The following is a 20535-nucleotide window of genomic DNA, read 5'->3' as shown; positions in this document are numbered from 1 at the left end:
ACTTTACACTTCTACGCCTGTTGCAAAAGAAATTGCATTCACAATATAAGGTGGCAGAAGAGATTTTAATTCCGTCGGCTTGTCTCGATACTTCTCCTCAAGAATTTTCGCCATTTGAACCGCAAAATCTGTCTTTGAGCTTTCGATTTCGCGCAAAACATATGTGGCTTTGTTTTCAAGATCACCCTCGATGGTGCAATGATCGACAACAGGAATTTTTAAAGTCTCGTCGCCATTCGATTTGAATCCATGGATCGAATTAACACATTCTTCAAATAGGCCGTAATATGCCAAGCAAAATTCAAAAGTCCATTTATCTGAAATAAATATCTTCACATTCTGCATCTCCAAACCACACTTCAACTCGGATCGTCGTTCGTCGTCATTAGCATTACTTGCCCAATAGAATGCATTGTTGTCTTTTCTGATTTTAAACCCATATTTATTTTCAATGACAAGTTCGGCACAATCTGGCCATAAATCCAAATCTCGCATCACAGCGACCTTTATAGGCATAACTTCGGAAGAATTCTTCCGCAAAAATATTTTTGCATATCTTTTCCAACTGGTATTTCCGACATTTACAACTGTAACACCATAGTTTTCCAACGGTGCGTTCAAAAGGCGCGCAAGCGTTGGTAGGAGAATATTCTCAGAGTCTCCTTCGACAAGAAGGACTCCTCTTGAGAAGAATAAATTGGCCTTCGTCGCCTCAAGAAATTTTTGAATAAAAGAATAGTCATCCACGTCCAATAATGTTTCACTTGCTCGCAATGAATATCCCACTCCTTTGCTCATAACTATGAGATTATGAGGATTTGCATTTGAAGTTAAAGTTGGACTGTGCGTTGTAAGTATCACCTGTAAACCAGTTTGATTTTCTTTTGATTTAGCTTTTTCAACCAAAAAGTTCAGTAATTTTAGCTGTAGCTGAGGATGAAGATGTGCTTCCGGCTCCTCTATCAATAAAAGTGGTGATTCAGATTCAAGCTCCTGCTCTAGCAACAATAGCTCTGCCGCCATAAATAGAATGTTATGATACCCCAAACCGTGAGTCCGGTGAACATGCGAAAGACTCAGCCTCAAGCTTTCCAAAACTGTTTTGAGATACCGCCTTTTTTCACCTTCTGAAAGTCCTTCAATATTTTTGACGCCAGCAATATCAATGATTGCTTGTAAAGAAGATTTATCTGTTTCGAAAATTAATTTATGTAGATACTTGTCTCTTATAATAATGGAAGTATCCGAAATAGGAGACCCATCTTTAACCAAAGTCGAATTTGCATCTGCAATTGTCTTTAAAATCAAATCCGCTTTTGATTGATCCTTTAACGCATTAGAGGATCCTAATATTTGAGACAACCGAGATCCTCGTCCTGATGAAAGTTCCGATTCGGCATCTCTCAATGGTTTCAAGTATGTCGTCGCCAGAAAAGATCGGATTTCAGCATCAATCTGCGGCCCTCCGCCGTCTGCTCCAGAACGCAATTCAGTTTTAACAATGGGTACCCCACGTTTCTCTGCCCCAGTGAGAGTTGCAGTCAGGGTAACGTACAAGACCGCAGTGTTCATTTCGCCTACTGCGCTTTCATAAGTCAGATGTTCTAAAAGAATATGGCCAAACCTGTCCAAATCCTCAAATTTCAATTTAATCGAAAATTCGCTCGACTCTTCGTTAAAATCAGAAGGCTGTATAAAATATCGGTCTGAAGTGCTTGTGCCAAGTGTTAACCTAATTGCATCCACGAAAGCCGTTTTACCAGCATCATTTTCGCCGACGAAAATATTTATTCCTTGGTTAAGGATCAACTTAAGATGGGAAAACAATCTAAAATTACAAATCTCAACTTCTGACAAATGCATAAATTTCCTCTATAAACAACATTAGTTTACAGGGACGTGCGATAGCCGTCAGCAAAATGACCAATTCCATAGACCAAAGTTGAGAAACCTATTAGAGACTCTTCGCATCCTTAGCCAACAGATCGACGGAAGACTTAGTCATTACAATGCGACTAATAATCTGCGAAATATGGTTTTCTAGTATAGACTTCAGCTCGGCTTGATGGCCCCCCCGTATTCCAATGACACGTTCATATAAGTCAAGAGTAGACTTTAGTGAATCGCAGATATTTTGAACTTCCGTTAACTCAGTTTTTCTCATCACAATTTGTTTGATGGAATTTTCCGCTTCAGAGTTTTCCCGCTCTACATTGCGATTATTTCGGTTCACATGCCTGGTTGTGTTTGCTTCCCTATCGCTTAAAAACTTGTCATAACTATTTTTTAAGAACGGTAACAGCAACAGAGTTACCAGTGTGAGCCCTAATGCTCCACAGACATTCAACCAAAATATCTTATTGAGAATTTCTTCCACTCCCTCAATTCTTTCACCTGCAGTACCAGGAGAAAATAGAACCACGAAAACTTTCCAATGTAGAATTACTAAATATGTAGTGTATGTACCCCAGATTGGGCTACTCATCCGATCCTTCATCGAGCCACTGACCTCAGACACCATGTACCTATCCTATTCCCCTAGTTGATTTTCGTAAATAATACGAAAAGTAATTCCAGATTTAGCATTGCACCAAAGGTACAGCATTCTAATATTGATCTTATGTAAACGCTTAAGGATAATTCGACCAAACCTTCTCCAAATGAACATCCTCCGCCAAACTCTCCGGCGTAATCAATTCATCTTCTAGCATCAGTCTCCAGCACTCCTCAAAAGTCTTTACCACATCTTTACAAACCGGATGACGACGCCAACGCCTCTCTACCAGCTTCCGAACTACCAGATTATTAATATCCAACTCTTTCACCTTCTGCTTCTTACCGACACTCACTCCAGCTTTACCAAAAGCTATATCAACAAGCTCACTACAGTAAATTTCTTTATTCTTAGAAGTGAAGTATAAATCATACCGACGACCCAAAAGATCTTTTGCGTTGTTCACAATCTCGACTCGTTTATCTGAATCCAAATTCTTATAGCGAAAGACCGAATAACGTCCAAAGCGCCCACGCGCAATCCACTCATTTAACGGAGTACGACTGACTCGAGAGATCGCCTCAAGCACATAAATCTTATCCCCATCCACTTCGATAATACCCACATGGCTATAAAGACTCTTACTCGCCCACATGATTGCGTAGGACTGTTTGGAACTTGAAGATTGGAAAATCAAATCGCCAGACTGATACGCAATATCACCGGCATTAACAATCGAAGCAAAAAACCATACCAAGAAAAAAACATATTTCATCACTTCAACTCCGCAGATTTCTTAATCGCCCCCAAAACCCCACCCACAACATCCGCCATCTTCAGATAGTCCAACCGATCCGCAGTATCCCCAGACTTGTGATACTCCGTATTCCGATAAAACGAAGTATCCGTAATCATCAATGCCGGCCAATCATGCGCCCAGTAACTGCGATGATCGGAAAAATCCACCCCTTCAACCATTGATGGTGCGTTAATAGAGTAAACCGGAACAGAAGCCCCCGCGCTCATCGCAGATTTAAACTCACGCACAACCTCACGCTCCATGGGACTTGCGACAATAGAAATAAAATTCCCCGTCCAAGGATAAAATCCATAAAGCAACCCGATCGGAAACTTCTGAGAAAACCAAGAATCAGAGTAATAACCAATCATCTCAATCGCGATCATCAACTTCACAGTAAAGCCATCAAGCTTTAACTGATCCGCATGATAAGCACTCCCCATGCTGTGATCACCAAAGAACGGAGGTTCCTCTAAGGTATAAGCCACCAACTCAATCGCACTAGGTAACTCACGCTTCTGCGCTTTTAAAAGACGAGCCACTTCCAAAAGCCCTGCCACCCCACTTGCATTATCATCAGCACCGGGACTGACTTTATCGTCAACAACATCATAGTGCGCACCAACGACAATCAGTTCTTTCGCATCCTTATCGCCGTAACGAGCAATGACATTGTGATAAGTCTCTTTATAGGAATTAACTTCTTGAAGCATAACTTCGTATCCATAACTCTCCAGTTCCTTACGGATATAATTTTCCGCAGCTCGCATGGAGAATGGATTTCTGTAAGAACGTGGCGGAGACATTTCAGAAAGGAAGCGCACATGGCGTTCAAGGTTCTCTTTACTAACAGCAACTCGATCCGCCGAACCAAAGCTAGGCAATACAGGATTTCGCAAGTAAATGAACACCCCGAGCCACATAACGAACAGACCACCAACGAAAGTAATAAGAAAGGATTTCGATACGTACTTATTCATTACGAAGGCCATCAATGAAATTCATCGCCAACTTCGCCTCCCGCAAAACCCGCGAAGAATCCTTCGAAGTCACCACCCGAAAAGCAAACCCAAGCCGGAGCACCATCACCATCTCCGCAAAAGCACTCGCCTCTGCCGAACTCATTCCCATAATCTCCATAAGGCTCTTAGAAGTATTCCCAATCCAATACTTCTCATACTTAGCAATCACTTTCCCAATCGCCGTATCAGTCCCACGAAAACGATAGTGAAGCTTAATAATAACCGGATTCGCCTGCACCGCTTGAAGCACGAACTCAGTGCCCTCTTCCAAACGCTGTACTAACTCAGCACGAGTCTTAGGACGATCCGCCTTTTTAGTACGCGCAAAGAATGAAGTAAAAATCTCCCCCGCGTACTCGATCAGGTCCGACTTCTCTTTCCCGATATATTCATAGATCCAGGCACGGGAAACACCTGATTTACGAGATACCTTTGAATGAGTCACCCCATTTAAGCCATCGCGCTCAATAACCTCTAGAATAGCGAGTGACACTGCCACCTGCTTTTGCTCTTTAGAATCAGCCTTATTCGCCATGGATCAATCGTCTCAAAATAGGACCGTGTTTACAAGTATCAGACCGACAAAAAACCACCAGTTCTGTCGGGACCATTCATTCCCATGACCGATACCTATTGATAAATTAGAACCATAGAGACGGAGGCAACATGCTCACGATCACTTTATCAATATTCGTATTCTGCTTTATTCTTGAACGAATCTTTACGGGCTGGAAGTTACCGGACGTAAAAACCTGGCACATCCGAGTCCTTGCGATCAACATCCTGCAACTAGGTATCGTCACACTTGCGGGATACACCTGGGAAAAATGGCTTGCTGCCGTTTCAGTGTTTAATTTATCCGATCACGTGGGTCCCTGGATGGGAGGCTTCGTCGCCTACTTCTTTGCGACATTTATATTTTACTGGTGGCACCGTGCAAGGCACGAATCAGATTTCCTATGGAGATACTTTCACCAAATCCACCACAGCCCGCAACGCCTGGAAGTCATCACTTCATTTTATAAGCATCCCCAAGAGATGTTGGTGAATTCCATCTTGGGAAGTCTGATCGTATTTACGTTCTTAGGCTTAAGTGTTGAAGCAGGTGCGGTCTATACCCTTTTCACAGCCTTGGGCGAGTTCTTCTATCACACCAATATCAGAACACCACAGTGGATGGGATACATCTTCCAACGCCCAGAAATGCATCGAATTCATCATGAATATAATAAGCATAAGAACAATTACGGCGACTTTGTCTTTTGGGACATGATGTTTGGAACTTATGAAAATCCTAAAGAGTGGAATGGCAGTTGTGGTTTTGATGATGAGAAGGAGCAACGTCTAAAAGATATGCTTCTACTTCGGGATGTTCATAAAGGATGACGGAGGTCCTTTGTTAGCAGATCACATTACTTTGTGATCACTTCTTCTGGCTTGTTGGGATCAAGGAAATAGTAGGTATAAAATGGCGTGGCTTTACCATCCACCATTTTAGGTCCTTTAGTTGATATGATCTTACACGCGCTCTCTTTATACTTTTGCGGAACATCGAACTTGATCGCATCCGTTCCCTTAGTGGGATCGATGACCTTGGAAATCTCGCACTTTTTCATTACTTTATCTTGCTCAATCAAGACTTCGAAAATTACTGCATACTTAATGGTTTTTTTCGGAGGTCCTTGAGGAATAGCGAAAGCCATCGTTATGAACACCAAAAAGAAATTTACCATATAAGTTTCCTTTCAAATATCCACAAATGTTATCTTGCTTCCAAGGCATCACCAAGTATTAAATTAATTTGGGTTTATTCCTGGCCTAAGTAAGCGCGTGGTAATTAAATCGGCTCAAAGAATGGTTTAAGCGCAGGCTCCATATAAGAAACAAAAGCCTGCACCTTGGGCGGCGTGAACAAGTGCTTCTGATAAACCAAGTGCACAGGAGCATCATCCAATGTCCAATCAGGTAACACCACCTGCAACGATTTATTCTGAAGCTCCTCGCGACATGTTGAGACTGGCAACAAAGCCACTCCCCCACCTTCGATCACCAATGACTTTACCGACAATACGTTATTGGCGACAAATGCAGGTTTGGCCTCATACACATGGCGATTGTTCCCCGCGCGGATGTGAAATTTCTTAAGCTCTGCTTTGGGAGCGAACAAAAGGCATTTGTATCTTTCAAGATCCGAAGGGTGTTTTAAGTCTTTCATTTTCTTTGCATAGCTTGGCGACACTAAAAACTTAAAAACATCGCGCCCGATTTTACGGGCTCTTAAAGACGAGTCACTTAATTTACCCACACGGATCGCGACGTCGATATTATCACTGACTAAATCTAAAATACGATCCGTTAAAACCATCTCAACAGAAACCTTTGGAAACTTATCTAAAAACCCTGCAAGTAATGGAGCCACAATACTGGGCGCGAAATCGCCAGGCGCTGTAATACGTAAATTACCCTGAGGCTCAAGACTAGAAGCTTGGGCTAACTCAGAGGCCTCTTTAATTTCAGACAACCCTTTAGAGGCCTGATCAAAGAATTGGCGGCCCATATCCGTCAGAATCAAACTGCGAGTGGTTCGTTTAAGAAGTGTCGTTCCTAAATGCGTTTCAAGTTCAGAGATCTTTTTTGAGATTGTTGATTTAGTCACCCCGAGCTCAGAGGCCGCTTTGGAAAAGCTTGAAGCCTTCACGACTCTGGTAAAGATCATCACCGCATTTAAATCCAGCATATCATTCTCCATTGTTCGATATAGGAAACAATGATTTCACTTTAATCTATCTAATCAAACAGTGCAATGGCCGATATATTGGTTTCATAGACAGTCACCACATAAGGGACGTCACAAACAAAGGACAATACAATGGAACAAAAACTATCAGGTAAAACAGCACTAGTAACTGGCGGCACAAGCGGTATCGGCTTACAAACAGTTAAAAGATTCGTTCGCGAAGGAGCCCACGTCTTTATCGTCGGACGCAGACAATCTGAGCTGGATAAAACAGCTAAGGAGCTAGGCTCTCAAGTAACAGCCATCCAAGGGGACATTTCAAATCTTAAAGACCTTGATCGCGTTATGGCGCAAATCCAATCCTCCGGCAAAAAACTCGATATCCTTTTCGCCAATGCAGGCGGCGGAAGTTTTGCTCCGCTAGGTGCGATTTCCGAAGCACAGTTCGATAAGGAATTCGGTATCAACGTCAAAGGCACAGTCTTTACGGTACAAAAAGCGTTACCTGTCTTAAAAGACGGAGCCTCCATCATCTTGGCTGGTTCCACAGCAGCTCTTCAAGGTATGCCAGCATTCAGCGTTTATGCAGCGACAAAAGCAGCCATTCGTTCATTGGCTCGCGGTTGGTCTAACGATTTGAAAGATCGCAAAATCCGCGTGAATACCATTATGCCTGGCCTTATTCCCACTGAAGGATATCAAACAGAGTTAGGGCTTACCCCAGAGCAAATCGATCAGTTTGCAGCTCAAGCCTCCATGCAAATTCCATTGGGCAGACCCGGCTCTACAGATGAAATCGCGAAAGCCGTTTTATTCTTAGCTTCTGATGACAGCAGCTATGTAACAGGCATCGAGCTTGTCGTCGATGGCGGCATGACTCAAGTTTAGAAACTTAGATTTATTAAAAAAGGAGAATTAAAATGTACAACCAAATCGAATCCGTAAATCCGTTCGCTTCCCCTGCCCTTGCAAACCGTCAAAAAGTCGTCGGTGGCAATTCAAAAAATGAAGAGATCATTCGCGGGCTTTATGCCATCGCTGAAAAACAAGACGCAAAAGCCTTTGCAAATCTTTTCACCGAAGACGGTCACTTCTGGGATGTCTCTGCTGGCATGAACTATTACGGCCAAGACACTGGCAAAGTTGTCGACATCTATGCCAAAGCATTCCCCGACATGCACCGCGAGCTTTACAGCATGTGGACCGTCGGAGACATGGTGTTTGTGGAACTCTCACTGAATGGAACACAAAGTGGCGCTTTGGGATTTCCAATAGGTGATCTGCCTGCAACGAATAAAAAAATGAGCACACCGTGCTTTGATGTTTTCAGAATCAAAGATGGAAAAGTTGTTTCATTCCACTGTTACACAGCCGCGACGCAACTTTTGGGACAATTAGGAGTTCTGGGGAATCTTAGTGGCTCTTTAGTTGCCCGCTAAATTCAATAAGGGGATTCACAGCAATCCCCTCAAAGTGCAAATATGCATTAAGACAAATATCCCCAAAACATCCGAGCACGTGGGGATTTTTGCCTCGTATTTTCTCTCGATCAAAACCTAGAGCATACTGTCTTGTAATTCCCGCATTGTCCCTCTCGTAAACCGCCGAAATAACGTAACTTTTTATCTACGTCCTGCCTCTTCATTTTTTGAGAAATCCCCCCCCCATTACGCCCCATTTTTGCATGACATTAACCTAGGAATTGAACTCGATCGTGAGGGTGTAGATTATGAGTACACAGAAGTTAGTACAAACAGGCGTAAATGGTTTAGATGAAATTTTAAATGGCGGTCTGCCATCAGATCGTCTCTATCTTGTCGATGGGGATCCGGGCGCTGGAAAAACCACATTAGGTCTTCAGTTTCTTATGGCGGGAGTCGCCAATGATGAGAAGGTTCTGTACGTCACACTTTCTGAAACAAAAAAAGAAGTGGAAGCTGTAGCACATTCCCATGGTTGGGATATTTCAAAAATCGCTATCTTTGAATTACGGTCCGCAACTGAGCTGGAAGTCGACAATCAAAATACTTTCTTTCATCCATCAGAAATTGAATTAGGCGAAACGACCAAGGCGATTTTAGATGTCGTTAAAAAAATAAATCCAAGCCGCGTTGTTTTCGACTCACTTTCAGAACTTCGCTTGTTGGCACGAGAATCACTACGCTATCGTCGTCAAATCCTTGCACTCAAACAGTATTTCGTAGGAAAAAATACGACGGTTCTTTTACTTGACGATCGAACTTCAGATGTTGGTGATCTTGATCTGCACAGTTTAGTTCATGGTGTGATTCGTCTGGAACAACTTGCACCAGAGTATGGAGCCAACCGACGCCGCATGCGGATTCTTAAGCTGAGAGGCGTATCGTTCCGCGGGGGCTATCATGATTTTGTTCTTAAGCGCGGTGGAATTCTTATCTTCCCACGCCTTGTCGCGAGCGATCATGAAACGACAACCGAGACTAGTTTGCTTAAAAGTGGGGTCTCCCAACTTGATCAACTACTTGGTGGCGGTATAGACCGCGGATCAAGCACGTTACTTATGGGGCCGGCCGGAGCAGGCAAATCGACGGTCGCTTTACAGTACGCCTCTGCCGCCGCAAAAAATGGCGAAAAAGCTGCCATCTTTTCCTTCGATGAAGGAAAAAGATCACTTCTTAAGCGAGCACAAAGTATGGGAATTGATGTTGCTAGCTATATCGAAAAAGGTACGATCACACTGCAACAAATTGATCCGGCAGAACTTTCTCCGGGAGAATTTGTAAGCCTGGTTTGCGATGCCGTCGAAAAACAAAACGCGCGAGTCGTTATTATCGATAGTTTAAATGGATACATCAATGCCATGCCCGAAGAGCGCTTCCTTATTATTCAAATGCATGAACTGCTAAGCTACTTGAATCAACGTGGAGTCGCTACATTTATGATCGTGGCTCAGCACGGCCTGATTGGCTCCAACATGAACTCCCCTGTCGACGTAAGCTATCTTGCCGATACAGTCTTGCTTATGCGTTTTTTTGAGTCCGCGGGAGAAGTTCACAAAGCCATCTCGACTCTGAAAAGACGCAGTGGTGTTCATGAAAAATCTATTCGCGAAATTACATTCTCAAACAAAGGAATTCAGGTTGGAGAGCCTTTGAAACACTTCCGTGGAATTTTAACCGGTGTTCCAGATTTTGTTAGAAACGAACCCCCGGAAAGTCGGTTTTAGATGGCAGCGCTAGAAGAAAGAATTTTAATATTAGCCAGCACGGCAAGAGATTCCGAATCAACTCACAAGATTTTGACTGAAGCGAATCTTTGCCCATGTATTTGCCGTGATTTTGATGACTTGCTGGAGAAAATCAATGAAGGCGCGGGCGCCCTGCTATTGGCAAAAGAAGTTTTAATTCCGCAGAACCAGGAACGCATAAAGAGTTCACTCAGCATTCAGCCATCTTGGTCGGATTTACCTATTATTATTTTAGCAAGCGCTGGCGACCTGACCCAAGGAAAGAAAGAAACCCTGGAAGTCTTAAAGTCATTACGAAATGCCACGGTTTTAGAAAGACCTATTCGTGTCGCGACCTTGGTTAATGTTCTGGAATCGAGTATTGCCAATAGAAGGCGGCAGTATGAAGTCCGCGATCTTGTACGCTTACTCGTGGTCGCGCGCCAAGAAGCGGAAACCGCTAAGGCTGAGTCAGATCAAGCCAACAAAGCGAAATCAGAATTCCTGGCAAATATGAGTCATGAAATCAGAACTCCTTTGGGAATTATCATCGGCTTTTCAAGTCTTGCCGAAGACGAAAATGCATCGGCAGAAGAACGACAAACCTATCTCAACACCATTCAACGTAACGGAAATCTTTTACTAGATTTAGTGAACGATATTTTGGACCTTGCAAAAGTCGAGGCCGGTCACATGGCGATCGAGGAAGTTGACACTTCTATCACGGATATTTTGAATGATATCGTGTTGGGTTTAAAACCGAAGGCTGCGGAAAAAAACATTCAACTGATTACGAAGATTCCCGATAACTTTCCGGCCAACCTTAAAACAGATCCCACTCGCGTTCGCCAAATATTTTTGAATGTTATTGGGAACGCTGTTAAATTCACTAAGTATGGCAGTGTCACAGCAGAGCTGTCCTTCAAGATAACAAACAGTAACCATATTGAAGTGAACTTGCTCGTGACCGATACGGGATTGGGCATCACTGACGAACAACGACTGAAACTGTTCAAACCCTTCACTCAGGCCGATGGCTCAACGACGCGAGAATACGGTGGAACAGGTTTGGGCTTGGTCCTTTCCAGGAATCTGGCAAATGCACTGGGTGGCAGTTTAGAACTTGTCGAAAGCCAACAGAACGTTGGTTCCACATTTAAAATCACCGTCATGGCAAAACAGGCAATGGAAGTACAAAACAGCACGGCAGAAAATGTAACCAAACCCCAAGCGACCTTTAAAGGCTTGGGAATACTTGTGGCTGAGGACTCACCTGACAATCAGTTCTTGCTTTCAAGACTTCTAAAGCAGGAAGGAATGACAGTCGATTTAGCCAACAACGGACTTGAAGCTATTACCAAAGCTTCAAACAATCAGTACGACATTATCTTAATGGACATCCAAATGCCAAAAATGGACGGAAACAAAGCAACTTCCTATTTAAGACAAAGTGGCTACAGCAAACCGATTATCGCTTTAACTGCCAACGCGCTGAAAGGAGACAAGGAAAAAGCACTGGCATCTGGATTTGATGACTACATAACTAAGCCGATTCAGCGCACCGAACTTTTTGATTCGCTGGAGAAGGTTATTCGTAATGTTTAAAATTATTCTTTCGCCCTATAGCGAGAACCAATCCTGGATCCTCAGGATTCCTGGAAGAACTACCTCAAATGGTGAGTTAGAAGTGACTCGCGATCCAAATGAATCTTGGCGCTTCAGTCCTGGTTTCTGGCATCAAATCAATAAAATTCCCGTCCAAGGATAAAACCCATAAAGCAATTCCATCGGAAACTTCTGAGACGACAAAGACTCCGAGTAATAGCCAATCATCTCCGTCCGCTTCACCGTGCATAAGAAAAATTGAAGAGTGGAATGGCGCTATAAAGCCGGGCCAAAGAGTCATTGTTTTTGAATAACCCATTCAACATCATGCCAATGACATATGTTGAATTCCTCTTTTTGAACTTTAATGAAATCCGATTTTGGCTTTATTTTACAAGCTCGATCCTCTAATCCACGCAAACCAGCAATCTGACAACATCTATAACGATTATAGCTGAGAGAATATGTAACTTTAGTGCCCACCTTGCTATCGCATGCTGAGCCTGTGGCACCTACCACAAACACGCCATCCTTAGGTTTATCATCATGCCCTTTATCTTCTCTAAGCTCTCCGACAGTACGCATTTTAATTACACAACCATCTTGTTCAATTTCAATGGGCTTGATCGACGAACCTTTTTCATTGTAGGAACAGGTTCGCGTTGCTTTCTCGATTGAAATTACAGTGAAATCCCCAGAAACATAGTTCTTGGGATCTGCGGGGCAGGAAGCCTCTACGTGACTACCGGCCAATAAAATTAAAATAATAATTTTCACATGACGAAACATCACTTTTCCCTACTTTTGCCCGAATCCTTTTTTTATACCATTTACAAATGATACTACCGTGCTTTGCGAAACTTCAAAATTGTCCTTATTGGAATTGGCAACGAAGTTACTCCAAAACTCAACAAACATGACTCCGTTTAAAATATCAACAGCAGCGTATTTGATCTGATACTATAATTTTTAACGCGTTTAACTTGTAGACAACGAAAAATCCGTGCTCGTGTCTGATTCGCGGCGCTAGTTAGCGATTTAAACACAGAGTCATCACGTTTCTTTGACCTTTTACTCTAGTCAAGTCACGCTTAACGAACACGTACGGAGGGGTTCAATGAAAAGTCTATTTTTGACGGGTGCGATTTTGTTGGCTGGTGGTTTGGCGCAAGCGGCGCAAATTCACTGTGAAGGTTCTTACTACTGGTACAAATTCCAAGCTGATGCAATGACGTCTGGTAACCAAATCGTGGGCGACATTATCGTCACGGTGAGTGGTGGATCTAGCAAAAGAATCGCGATGCAAGTAAATTCAAGTGACGTTCAAGAGGGCCGTTATATCCGCGCAACAGCTACTGGCGAAGGTGCTGCCGGTCGTTTGGAAACTAAATTTGATGCTTCTTCCAGATCATATTCTGGAACTTTGTATGCCAACACTTCTGAAGGCAATGCTGACGTGGACGTGGTTTGTACAATGACTAAAGGTTTGTACCCGCAATTCGATATGTCGATTGAAGAAGCAAACTTCTTGGGTCTTTACCCAGTTCAACAATTCGAAGCACAGTAATTAAAAAAAGGGTTCCACAAGGGACCCTTTTTTTTAACAGACATCTGATAGCTACTTATCCCGCGCGCTTAAAGCCCTTTTTAACGGCTTGATCAACAGTTCGAACGAAATGCTCGTCACGTCGACGATCGACTTTCACTCTGTCGTAAACAGGATCAAAGGGAAGATAGTAGTTCTTCTCCCCGGTTGGCGAAACACTGCATTTTATCATCGGATACGAACGATTGAGTTTTTCTGTTCTGATCTCGACGCCCAAGGCACTTGCCGCTTGTTTTGCTAAGCTTGAAAAGTTGGATGTCGAGTAAAAGATCGCTCTGGTATTACGGTTGGTATCTTCTGACGTGACCTTTAAATGAGTCATCTTACCAAACAACTGATAAATGTCATTATCATGAACCACACGTCGTTTTCCCCACGCTCTGGTTTGGATGATCAGAATTTCACTGGGAGTTTTAACGATAATATCTCGCCCATGATCTGCATAGCCTTTAATTCCTGGCAGGTAAGCAACATCATGACCTTGGTTTTCATAAATGTGGCCTATATAGCGTTCATAGAAGCGAGCGGCCTGGCGTGGCGACATTGGCTCGCTTAAAAAATGATCCAAGTCGTCTTGAACCTGAGAGTCGCGAGTGACACTTCGGAATGCAATAATTGCGACGAGCGCAACAAGCAAAATGATGAAGGCGACGAGATGGTATTGCATACTTCTTCATCGGAATTTTCTTTGTTAAACAAAAGGACATTTCCCTTGTGGCGTGTTCCATTCTGGAACATTTTCTACACCCATAGAACCTTCGTCATATGTGATTTTAATCAGTTTGGTTGTCGCGCGTTTCATAGGAAATCTCCGCGTCGAAAGGTTTTAAAACTCCTGACTTTAGAACTTTTAAAGGCGTGCGCCCTTTAAAATAAACCAGCTGTTTGGTGGAAACATCAAACTCCAATATCATGGGGTCCACCAACACCGAAATAAAAAAATTCCGTGGCTTCATCTTTAATACCAGAACTTTTTTCTTATCACGCTCGCTCTCTTTAATCTTTTCAAACTGAAAGTCGACGGTTCTTTCAAGTTCTAAAACGCTGAATGCAGTATGCACAATTTCTGCAGCCATCAATTTTTCCCAATTACGGGAAATAAAATGCTCAATCAAAGGACCATTGATAAACGTATCCACTTCCTGAGTCTTTCCGGACCCTACTTTTAGTTTGCCACCGCCGTCAGCAATCTTGTAGGTATCAAACGAAGCTTTATTCCCTTGTACATTAAGATCCCAAGCTTCTTTGGACTGCAGTTGCTGAACTGACTGAGAAACTAAAGCACCATTTCTGACAACAACAGTTTCAGTCATGACAACCTGACCCTTGGTATCTTCGATCTTGGCCTTAGAGGTGAAGCTTTCTGAATCTTGCTGCTGAATTTCCGTCGTCTGTATGAACAAAGGATCCTGGTTCATTTTTCCGAGTTCATAAATCTTTGAAATTCGCGTTTGGCTCTTAGCCCAAACTAGCGCAGGGAAAATAAAAAGTAAAACGACGAGCGTTCTCATAACTATCTCCGTACTTTTTGAAGATTCTGAAAAACAACTTTTAAAACAAGATAAGCAACAGCGGCAATCACAGGCATGACGAGCAACCAAGCAACCATTCCCCTTAAACCCGCCAGTCCATAGTTCACGAAAAAAATGCCGGGAGCTGCGAAAAATTCCGCAATGATCGTCTTTGGATTAAACGAAACGGCAGGAACAGAAAAGATCCATGCTCCCATATTAAGAAATACAGGAATAAGCAGGAGCTGAACCGGCGCTAAAAGATAGTTCACCGCCTGCAAAGTCGGCTGGTTCAGCTTCAAAACCAAGCCTACTAAAAGACAAAGCACCGTCGTCGTTCCCAACGCAGGAAACAAGGCCAAAGCAAAACCGACAGCGCAAGTAAGTGCCAATCCTTCTGCTGAAGCCCCTTGCTTAAGCTGCTGGATAAGAAACTGCCGACTGCGATCAAATGCTTTGCGAAGCCACATGACTAATCTCCCTTTCTGGGAAACCACGGAATAAATGCGGATGTCCTGGCTTGATAAGCACGATAAGCGTCACCTCGTTTTTGTAAAGCCTGAGCTTCCGATGGAGGAATTCCAGTGACCTTCACCAAGATAAAGAGAATAAACAGCGGGGCAAAAATCGTATATGCAGCTCCCGGAGTTCCCAGGGCCGCGATATAAAATCCCCACCAGATCATACTTTCGAAGAAATAATTGGGGTGCCGAGAATACTTCCACAACCCCACATCACACACTTTGCGTTGATTTTCTGGATTGGACTTAAACTTCTGAGCCTGAGCATCGGCTATGCTTTCACCAACGAGTGAAACAAGACTTACCGCAATACCACACCATTCAAGCACCGTAAGATGCGGAGTGGAATTGTTAAGAGGCTCTAGGAACAACAAACTTAATAGAACGACACTAACACCCTGATACTGAAAGAAAAGATAAAAGCGCCAGCCCAAATTAGCGCCATACTCTTCGCGCAAGGTGCGATATCTTGAATCTTCTGCAGGGTGATGGGAGTAAATTCGACGGCTTAAAAAATAAGTCAGCCGCAAACTCCAGATAGATACCACGGCAAAGATCACAACTTTTCGCAACCACCAGCCTTCTGCAAACAAAACATAAAACCCGGAAACCAAGGAGAAGGATAAAGCCCAAACACTATCAACTATACTAAAATTGTTCCAACGTTTGCCCAACCACCATGTGGCCGACATTACTAATGCCATCAACAAAAGTCCGCCACAAAGCTGCATCCAAAAGCTTTCCATAACATCTCCTAGCGCGGTCGATTCTTAAAGAGGTAGTGAGAGACACCCCACTCACGGCCCTTATCGAAACCAAAAAGTTCAGCACAAGACATAAAGAAAACACGCCAACGCTCAAACCAGACTTCACTCTCGGAGTTCCCATAGACTTTGGCAAAAATCTTTAAGATTTCATCGCGATTTCGATCCATGTTCTGAAGCCATGCCTCTGACGTCTTCTGATAGTGGACACCGTTCCAACTCCACTGCTGTTCCAATAAAAGATCTTTCTGGAAATATGTTAGCAATTGGTGACTTGGCATCTGTCCGCCCGTAAAAAAATATCGCCCCATCCAATTATCAGCTCCTTCAGTTTCGAAAGGATATGAATACTTGCTGTGAGTAAAGATATGAACGAATAGTTTGCCCTGGGGCTTAAGCCAAGTGCTGAGGCGTTCAAACAGGATCTCGTAATTGCGAACGTGCTCTAACATCTCAACACTGATGACTCGGTCAAAACCATTAACCCAATCTTCAGGTGCCTTAAAGTCACCGATGTCACCTGTCACTATATTGACATTTGAAAGACCGCGTTTTGAGGCCTGTTCTAAGATATATTCCCGTTGAGATTTGGAATTCGAGATTCCCACAATTTGTGAGTTCGGAAACTTCTCTGCGAGTTTCAAAGAAACCGATCCCCAGCCACAACCCAAATCAAGAATTCGCATTCCGTCTGCGACTTGCGCGCGTTCAATAGTCAACTGCAACGCAGCGTCTTCTGACTGATCAAGACTGGTACAACCTTGAGGCCAATAACCAGAACTGTATTTTTTATTCTTTCCAAGAACCAGCTGATAGAAACTTGCCGGTAATTCATAGTGTTGCTGGTTTGCTTTTTCTGTCGCAAACGCAATGGCGGACTTTTTGAGATCATTCACATAGGCAGAGTTTCTTTCCTGCTCTAATTCTCTGTCGGCGATGTCTAAGCTTTTAAGCCGATCACGACACAACTGACGAATTCCAACGCGGACCAGTTTTTCTGGAATCCAACCTTTTTCCATCCAATCAATCAATACTTCTAAAGCCATGATGCAACTCCTTATTTCTGCAAAAGATAATGACCGACGTTGATACGTTCCGCTCTGAAAGCGCCTTCACAGTAACTTAAATACAGATCCCACAACCGCATAAACTTGTCGTCGAAACCCATCTGGCGAATGTCCGCTTCAACCGAATGGAAGTTTTCTTTCCACTTCAGAAGCGTATCTGCATAAGAAACGCCAAATTCAAAAGGCCTGTCGTTTTTCAAATCATAACGACTGGCATATTTATCAAAAACTTGGTTCGACAAAAGCATACCGCCAGGAAAAACATAGCGTTGGATAAAGTCCGTTTTGCGACGGTACTGTTCAAAGTACTGATCCTGTATCGTGATGGATTGGATCAAAGCAGACCCCTTATCTTTCAAGGAACTGCTGACTTTGTTAAAGAATTCTGGCCAGTATTTTTCACCCACGGCTTCGATCATTTCGATCGATACGATTTTATCGTATCGCCCCTCAATCTCACGATAGTCCTGCTGGCGCAGTTCGACTTGATTTGCAAATCCGGATCGAGCAATCAATTCACGATTGTACTGGGCTTGAGAAGGAGAGTTCATAACCGCCGTCACTCGACAACCGGTCCGCTCTACTGCACGGGAAAAGAATCCACCCCAACCACAGCCTATTTCGAGAACATGGTCGTCGGCGCTAATATCCAGTGCATCGATAATTCGATCATACTTTTTCATCTGGGCCTGCTGCAGATCCTCTGCGGCACTATCGAAAAGCCCTGCAGAATAAGTCATACTGGGATCAAGCCAAAGACTATAAAACTGATTACCCAGATCATAATGGGCCATGATATTTTTCTTAGCCCCATTTTTTGTATTGGGATTCATAAAATGTCGGAGCCGGGCGAACAAAGTCCCATACCAAGTTCCGTGCAGCAGACGGTTCACTGCATCTTCGTTGACGCAAGCCCACTGCACAAGCGCTGCAATATCGTCAACTTCAAGATCTCCGCGAATGATCGCCTCGGCCATGCCTAGATCGCCCTTATCGATTAGCTCGTCAAAGACGCGCCAATTGCGTGCTCGCACGGATATGATCGGCTCCCCAGCCCCAAAGGAGTCTTGAGCTCCGTCAGGAAAAGTCACTTGTATAGTGGCTCCCTTAGAGTTCTGCAAAAGCTTCATCAAAAGTTTTGATTTAAATGTCATATTGTTCATGTGATCTCCTTTTGAGGGGGCTCCGGCTTTCTGTAAAAACTCACTCGCTTGCTCCACAACTTGAAGGCCTGCCAATGAATCCGTATCACCACGAGCGGTGTCATCCAACCATACGTCACTAGCAGTTTCCAAAATGATTCTTTTTCAAAACTTGAAACTGCTCCCTCAATCCATGACGAGAATCGCAAATTTTCGTTAACATCATAATAAAAAATATCAACGCGAGAGTTAGCGTCTTCGAGCTGAAATCTAAATTTATAAAAACCATCCACGGGAAAAAATGGACTGACGTGAAAAACTTTGTCTGATCGATAAAATTCAGACGCTTGAATTCCTCCGACAGGACAAATCCAATAAAAGTGCCGCTCCCCAAACGTGTTATTTACTTCGCACAAAACCGCCTCTAACACACCATTACGTCGGCAATACCAAAAGCTTACCGGATTAAAAGCGAATCCAAACATCCGAGGAAAAGTCTGTAAAATAACTTCTTCCGGCTGGTAGTTGCATTCTTTCTTCAAAAAACCAACGATCGCCTCATAGAAAGAATTTTTACGCCCCTGCAGATAGTCTTCAGATTTTAAAGAAAAACTGCCCTTGGATATTCTTTTTAAGACATTTAGCTGATCGCTTTCTGATTGCAGGGAAAATAGCAAAGCAAACGTCGGATAACGAAAACTATGACGGACCTGATGATTTCTGCTGTGATAAATATGTCCTTTTAAAATCTGAAGGGATGTCATGAAACCTCCCAAGGTGGACGCATCCCCAGAGCTTCTCCGACACGCACAGCGCTCAACAATCCATCCTCATGAAATCCATAGCGAGTCCATGCGCCGGCAAAATAGACGCCACCGTTTCCTTGAATCTTTGACAGCATCTTTTGTGCGTTAATAGCCAAACGATCAAATTGCGGATGATCATATTGAAACTCTTGAGCCACCGACTGAATGGGCTGCCGAGGGTTTAACGTCACAAAAAAATCTTTCTGCGTTTTCAACGGCTGCAGCTTATTAATATAGTAAGTTAATGATACGTTTTCGTGATTGCTCTTATCCGGGGAACCAAGAACATTCCAAGAAGACCAACACTTTCTTCTGGTGGGCATCAGCGTCGCATCTGTATGAAGAATTGTTTTATTACTAGAGGTACGGAACGAACTCAGCACCTGTTGTTCAAGGTCCGAAGGGTTCTTCAACATACGAGCCGTTAGCGGGGCGTGAGTGGCAAAAACAACTCGGTCAAACTCTAATGTTTCGCCTTTTGCCTGCACCAGGACTTTGCCATTATTGCGCTCGACAGCGTCGACAGGTGTACTGAGATGAATGAAAGGGATCTGTGCCGCAACCTTTTTAACATACTCAATCGAACCACCCTTTACCGTTCTCCACACCGGACGATTGCTTATTTGTAGCAGACGATGATTGATAAAAAAGGTCAAAAAGGTCTCTGCGGGAAAGGCTTCCATGCCGCGCTCGGGAGTTGACCAAATGGCCGCTCCGATCGGCAAAAGATAATCACGCTTGAACTCATCACTGTACCCGCGTGCATGAATAAGTTGCCCAAGACTCCATTCATTTCTTTGTGCTGCCTCGCGATTTTCTTCAGCCTCCCGTTGAAATCGAGTGATATCGTAAAGCATTCTTAAAAAACCCGGACGCAGGACATTTAGACGTTGAGAAAAAACCGTGTCCAAGTTGGTACCCGCCCACTCCAAATTCTTGTGAGGCGCTTTAATAGCTAAAGACATGTCAGAGGCGACCGTTTCTACGGCAAGAGTCTTAAAAAAGCTTTTAAGGTGCGGATAGGTTAATTCATTGTACACCAGAAAGCCTGTGTCCACGGCGATATCAGAGGCGCCATCGTGAACTTGCACAGTGTGTGCATGTCCTCCCAAACGGCCTTCAGACTCAAAAAGATGAACTTCATCTGTTTGACTCAAAATCCACGCTGTGCCCAATCCACTGATGCCCGCTCCGATAACTGCTGTCTTCATATGAAACCTCGAACCTGCGGTATGTCTTACTTTTAATTTATTGTA

The 20535-nt window shown here is 43.5% G+C and carries 22 protein-coding genes; 6 read left to right on the top strand and 16 right to left on the bottom strand.

Annotation, left to right across the window (positions count from 1 at the left end; translation table 11 throughout):
* Positions 1-3: 3 nt before the first annotated feature.
* The 5 genes from HW988_RS05255 to HW988_RS05235 all read right to left on the bottom strand — a co-directional run bounded on the left by HW988_RS05255 (position 4) and on the right by HW988_RS05235 (position 4850).
* A complete protein-coding gene (locus HW988_RS05255; RefSeq protein ID WP_181606525.1) occupies positions 4-1863 on the bottom strand; it encodes an ATP-dependent endonuclease in 1860 nt (619 codons plus the stop codon).
* 91 nt (positions 1864-1954) lie between these two features.
* Positions 1955-2485, bottom strand: a complete 531-nt coding sequence (locus HW988_RS05250) for a hypothetical protein (RefSeq protein ID WP_220128805.1) — start codon at positions 2483-2485, stop codon at positions 1955-1957.
* A 145-nt stretch (positions 2486-2630) separates the two neighbouring features.
* Positions 2631-3269 carry a YiiX/YebB-like N1pC/P60 family cysteine hydrolase gene (locus HW988_RS05245; protein ID WP_181606523.1) on the bottom strand — a complete coding sequence of 213 codons (639 nt, stop codon included), beginning with the start codon at positions 3267-3269 and terminating at the stop codon, positions 2631-2633.
* Positions 3269-4273: a M28 family peptidase gene (locus tag HW988_RS05240; RefSeq protein ID WP_181606522.1), complete on the bottom strand. Its 1005-nt coding sequence runs from the start codon at positions 4271-4273 to the stop codon at positions 3269-3271. The genes HW988_RS05245 and HW988_RS05240 overlap by 1 nt, the downstream gene beginning before the upstream one ends.
* Entirely contained in the window at positions 4266-4850 is a 585-nt protein-coding gene (locus tag HW988_RS05235; protein WP_181606521.1) for a TetR/AcrR family transcriptional regulator, read from the bottom strand. The genes HW988_RS05240 and HW988_RS05235 overlap by 8 nt, the downstream gene beginning before the upstream one ends.
* A 131-nt stretch (positions 4851-4981) precedes the next feature.
* On the opposite strand from HW988_RS05235, the gene HW988_RS05230 reads away from it, so the two are divergent.
* Complete coding sequence (locus HW988_RS05230) at positions 4982-5701, top strand: sterol desaturase family protein (protein WP_181606520.1); 720 nt, start codon at positions 4982-4984, stop codon at positions 5699-5701.
* A 26-nt stretch (positions 5702-5727) separates the two neighbouring features.
* Here the strand turns inward: HW988_RS05230 and HW988_RS05225 are convergent, their stop codons facing one another.
* Together HW988_RS05225 and HW988_RS05220 are read right to left on the bottom strand one after the other, a co-directional pair.
* On the bottom strand, positions 5728-6048 hold the full coding sequence (locus HW988_RS05225) for a hypothetical protein (protein ID WP_181606519.1): 321 nt from the start codon (positions 6046-6048) through the stop codon (positions 5728-5730).
* 104 nt (positions 6049-6152) lie between these two features.
* A complete protein-coding gene (locus HW988_RS05220; RefSeq protein WP_181606518.1) occupies positions 6153-7052 on the bottom strand; it encodes a LysR family transcriptional regulator in 900 nt (299 codons plus the stop codon).
* Positions 7053-7184: 132 nt separating this feature from the next.
* On the opposite strand from HW988_RS05220, the gene HW988_RS05215 reads away from it, so the two are divergent.
* The 4 genes from HW988_RS05215 (at position 7185) to HW988_RS05200 (ending at position 11862) form a co-directional block, all read left to right on the top strand.
* On the top strand, positions 7185-7940 hold the full coding sequence (locus tag HW988_RS05215) for an SDR family oxidoreductase (RefSeq protein WP_181606517.1): 756 nt from the start codon (positions 7185-7187) through the stop codon (positions 7938-7940).
* Between the two features lie 32 nt (positions 7941-7972).
* Positions 7973-8491 carry a nuclear transport factor 2 family protein gene (locus HW988_RS05210; protein WP_181606516.1) on the top strand — a complete coding sequence of 173 codons (519 nt, stop codon included), beginning with the start codon at positions 7973-7975 and terminating at the stop codon, positions 8489-8491.
* Between the two features lie 290 nt (positions 8492-8781).
* Positions 8782-10257 (top strand): ATPase domain-containing protein, encoded by a 1476-nt coding sequence (locus HW988_RS05205; protein ID WP_181606515.1) that lies wholly within the window; start codon positions 8782-8784, stop codon positions 10255-10257.
* The gene (locus HW988_RS05200) at positions 10258-11862 is read left to right on the top strand and encodes a response regulator (RefSeq protein ID WP_181606514.1); all 1605 of its coding nucleotides are present in this window, start codon (positions 10258-10260) and stop codon (positions 11860-11862) included.
* 297 nt (positions 11863-12159) lie between these two features.
* On the opposite strand, the gene HW988_RS05195 is transcribed toward HW988_RS05200, so the two are convergent.
* Entirely contained in the window at positions 12160-12651 is a 492-nt protein-coding gene (locus HW988_RS05195) for a hypothetical protein (protein ID WP_220128804.1), read from the bottom strand.
* A 328-nt stretch (positions 12652-12979) separates the two neighbouring features.
* On the opposite strand from HW988_RS05195, the gene HW988_RS05190 reads away from it, so the two are divergent.
* Entirely contained in the window at positions 12980-13429 is a 450-nt protein-coding gene (locus HW988_RS05190) for a hypothetical protein (RefSeq protein WP_181606512.1), read from the top strand.
* 55 nt (positions 13430-13484) lie between these two features.
* On the opposite strand, the gene HW988_RS05185 is transcribed toward HW988_RS05190, so the two are convergent.
* From HW988_RS05185 to HW988_RS05150, 8 genes are all read right to left on the bottom strand, one after another.
* On the bottom strand, positions 13485-14135 hold the full coding sequence (locus tag HW988_RS05185; RefSeq protein WP_181606511.1) for a restriction endonuclease: 651 nt from the start codon (positions 14133-14135) through the stop codon (positions 13485-13487).
* 106 nt (positions 14136-14241) lie between these two features.
* On the bottom strand, positions 14242-14979 hold the full coding sequence (locus HW988_RS05180; protein WP_181606510.1) for a hypothetical protein: 738 nt from the start codon (positions 14977-14979) through the stop codon (positions 14242-14244).
* Positions 14980-14981: 2 nt separating this feature from the next.
* A complete protein-coding gene (locus HW988_RS05175; protein WP_181606509.1) occupies positions 14982-15449 on the bottom strand; it encodes a DUF2062 domain-containing protein in 468 nt (155 codons plus the stop codon).
* A 2-nt stretch (positions 15450-15451) separates the two neighbouring features.
* A complete protein-coding gene (locus HW988_RS05170; protein ID WP_181606508.1) occupies positions 15452-16246 on the bottom strand; it encodes a DUF1295 domain-containing protein in 795 nt (264 codons plus the stop codon).
* Positions 16247-16254: 8 nt separating this feature from the next.
* Complete coding sequence (locus tag HW988_RS05165) at positions 16255-17310, bottom strand: cyclopropane-fatty-acyl-phospholipid synthase family protein (RefSeq protein WP_220128803.1); 1056 nt, start codon at positions 17308-17310, stop codon at positions 16255-16257.
* An 11-nt stretch (positions 17311-17321) separates the two neighbouring features.
* Complete coding sequence (locus HW988_RS05160; RefSeq protein ID WP_181606507.1) at positions 17322-18494, bottom strand: cyclopropane-fatty-acyl-phospholipid synthase family protein; 1173 nt, start codon at positions 18492-18494, stop codon at positions 17322-17324.
* Positions 18491-19237: a DUF1365 domain-containing protein gene (locus HW988_RS05155; protein WP_181606506.1), complete on the bottom strand. Its 747-nt coding sequence runs from the start codon at positions 19235-19237 to the stop codon at positions 18491-18493. The genes HW988_RS05160 and HW988_RS05155 overlap by 4 nt, the downstream gene beginning before the upstream one ends.
* A complete protein-coding gene (locus tag HW988_RS05150) occupies positions 19234-20490 on the bottom strand; it encodes an NAD(P)/FAD-dependent oxidoreductase (protein WP_181606505.1) in 1257 nt (418 codons plus the stop codon). The genes HW988_RS05155 and HW988_RS05150 overlap by 4 nt, the downstream gene beginning before the upstream one ends.
* Positions 20491-20535: the final 45 nt, after the last annotated feature.

The organism is Bdellovibrio sp. KM01 (assembly GCF_013752535.1).
GTDB lineage: Bacteria > Bdellovibrionota > Bdellovibrionia > Bdellovibrionales > Bdellovibrionaceae > Bdellovibrio.
The sequence above is the reverse complement of the archived record's forward strand: the minus strand, read 5'-3'. Positions and strand labels throughout refer to the sequence as shown.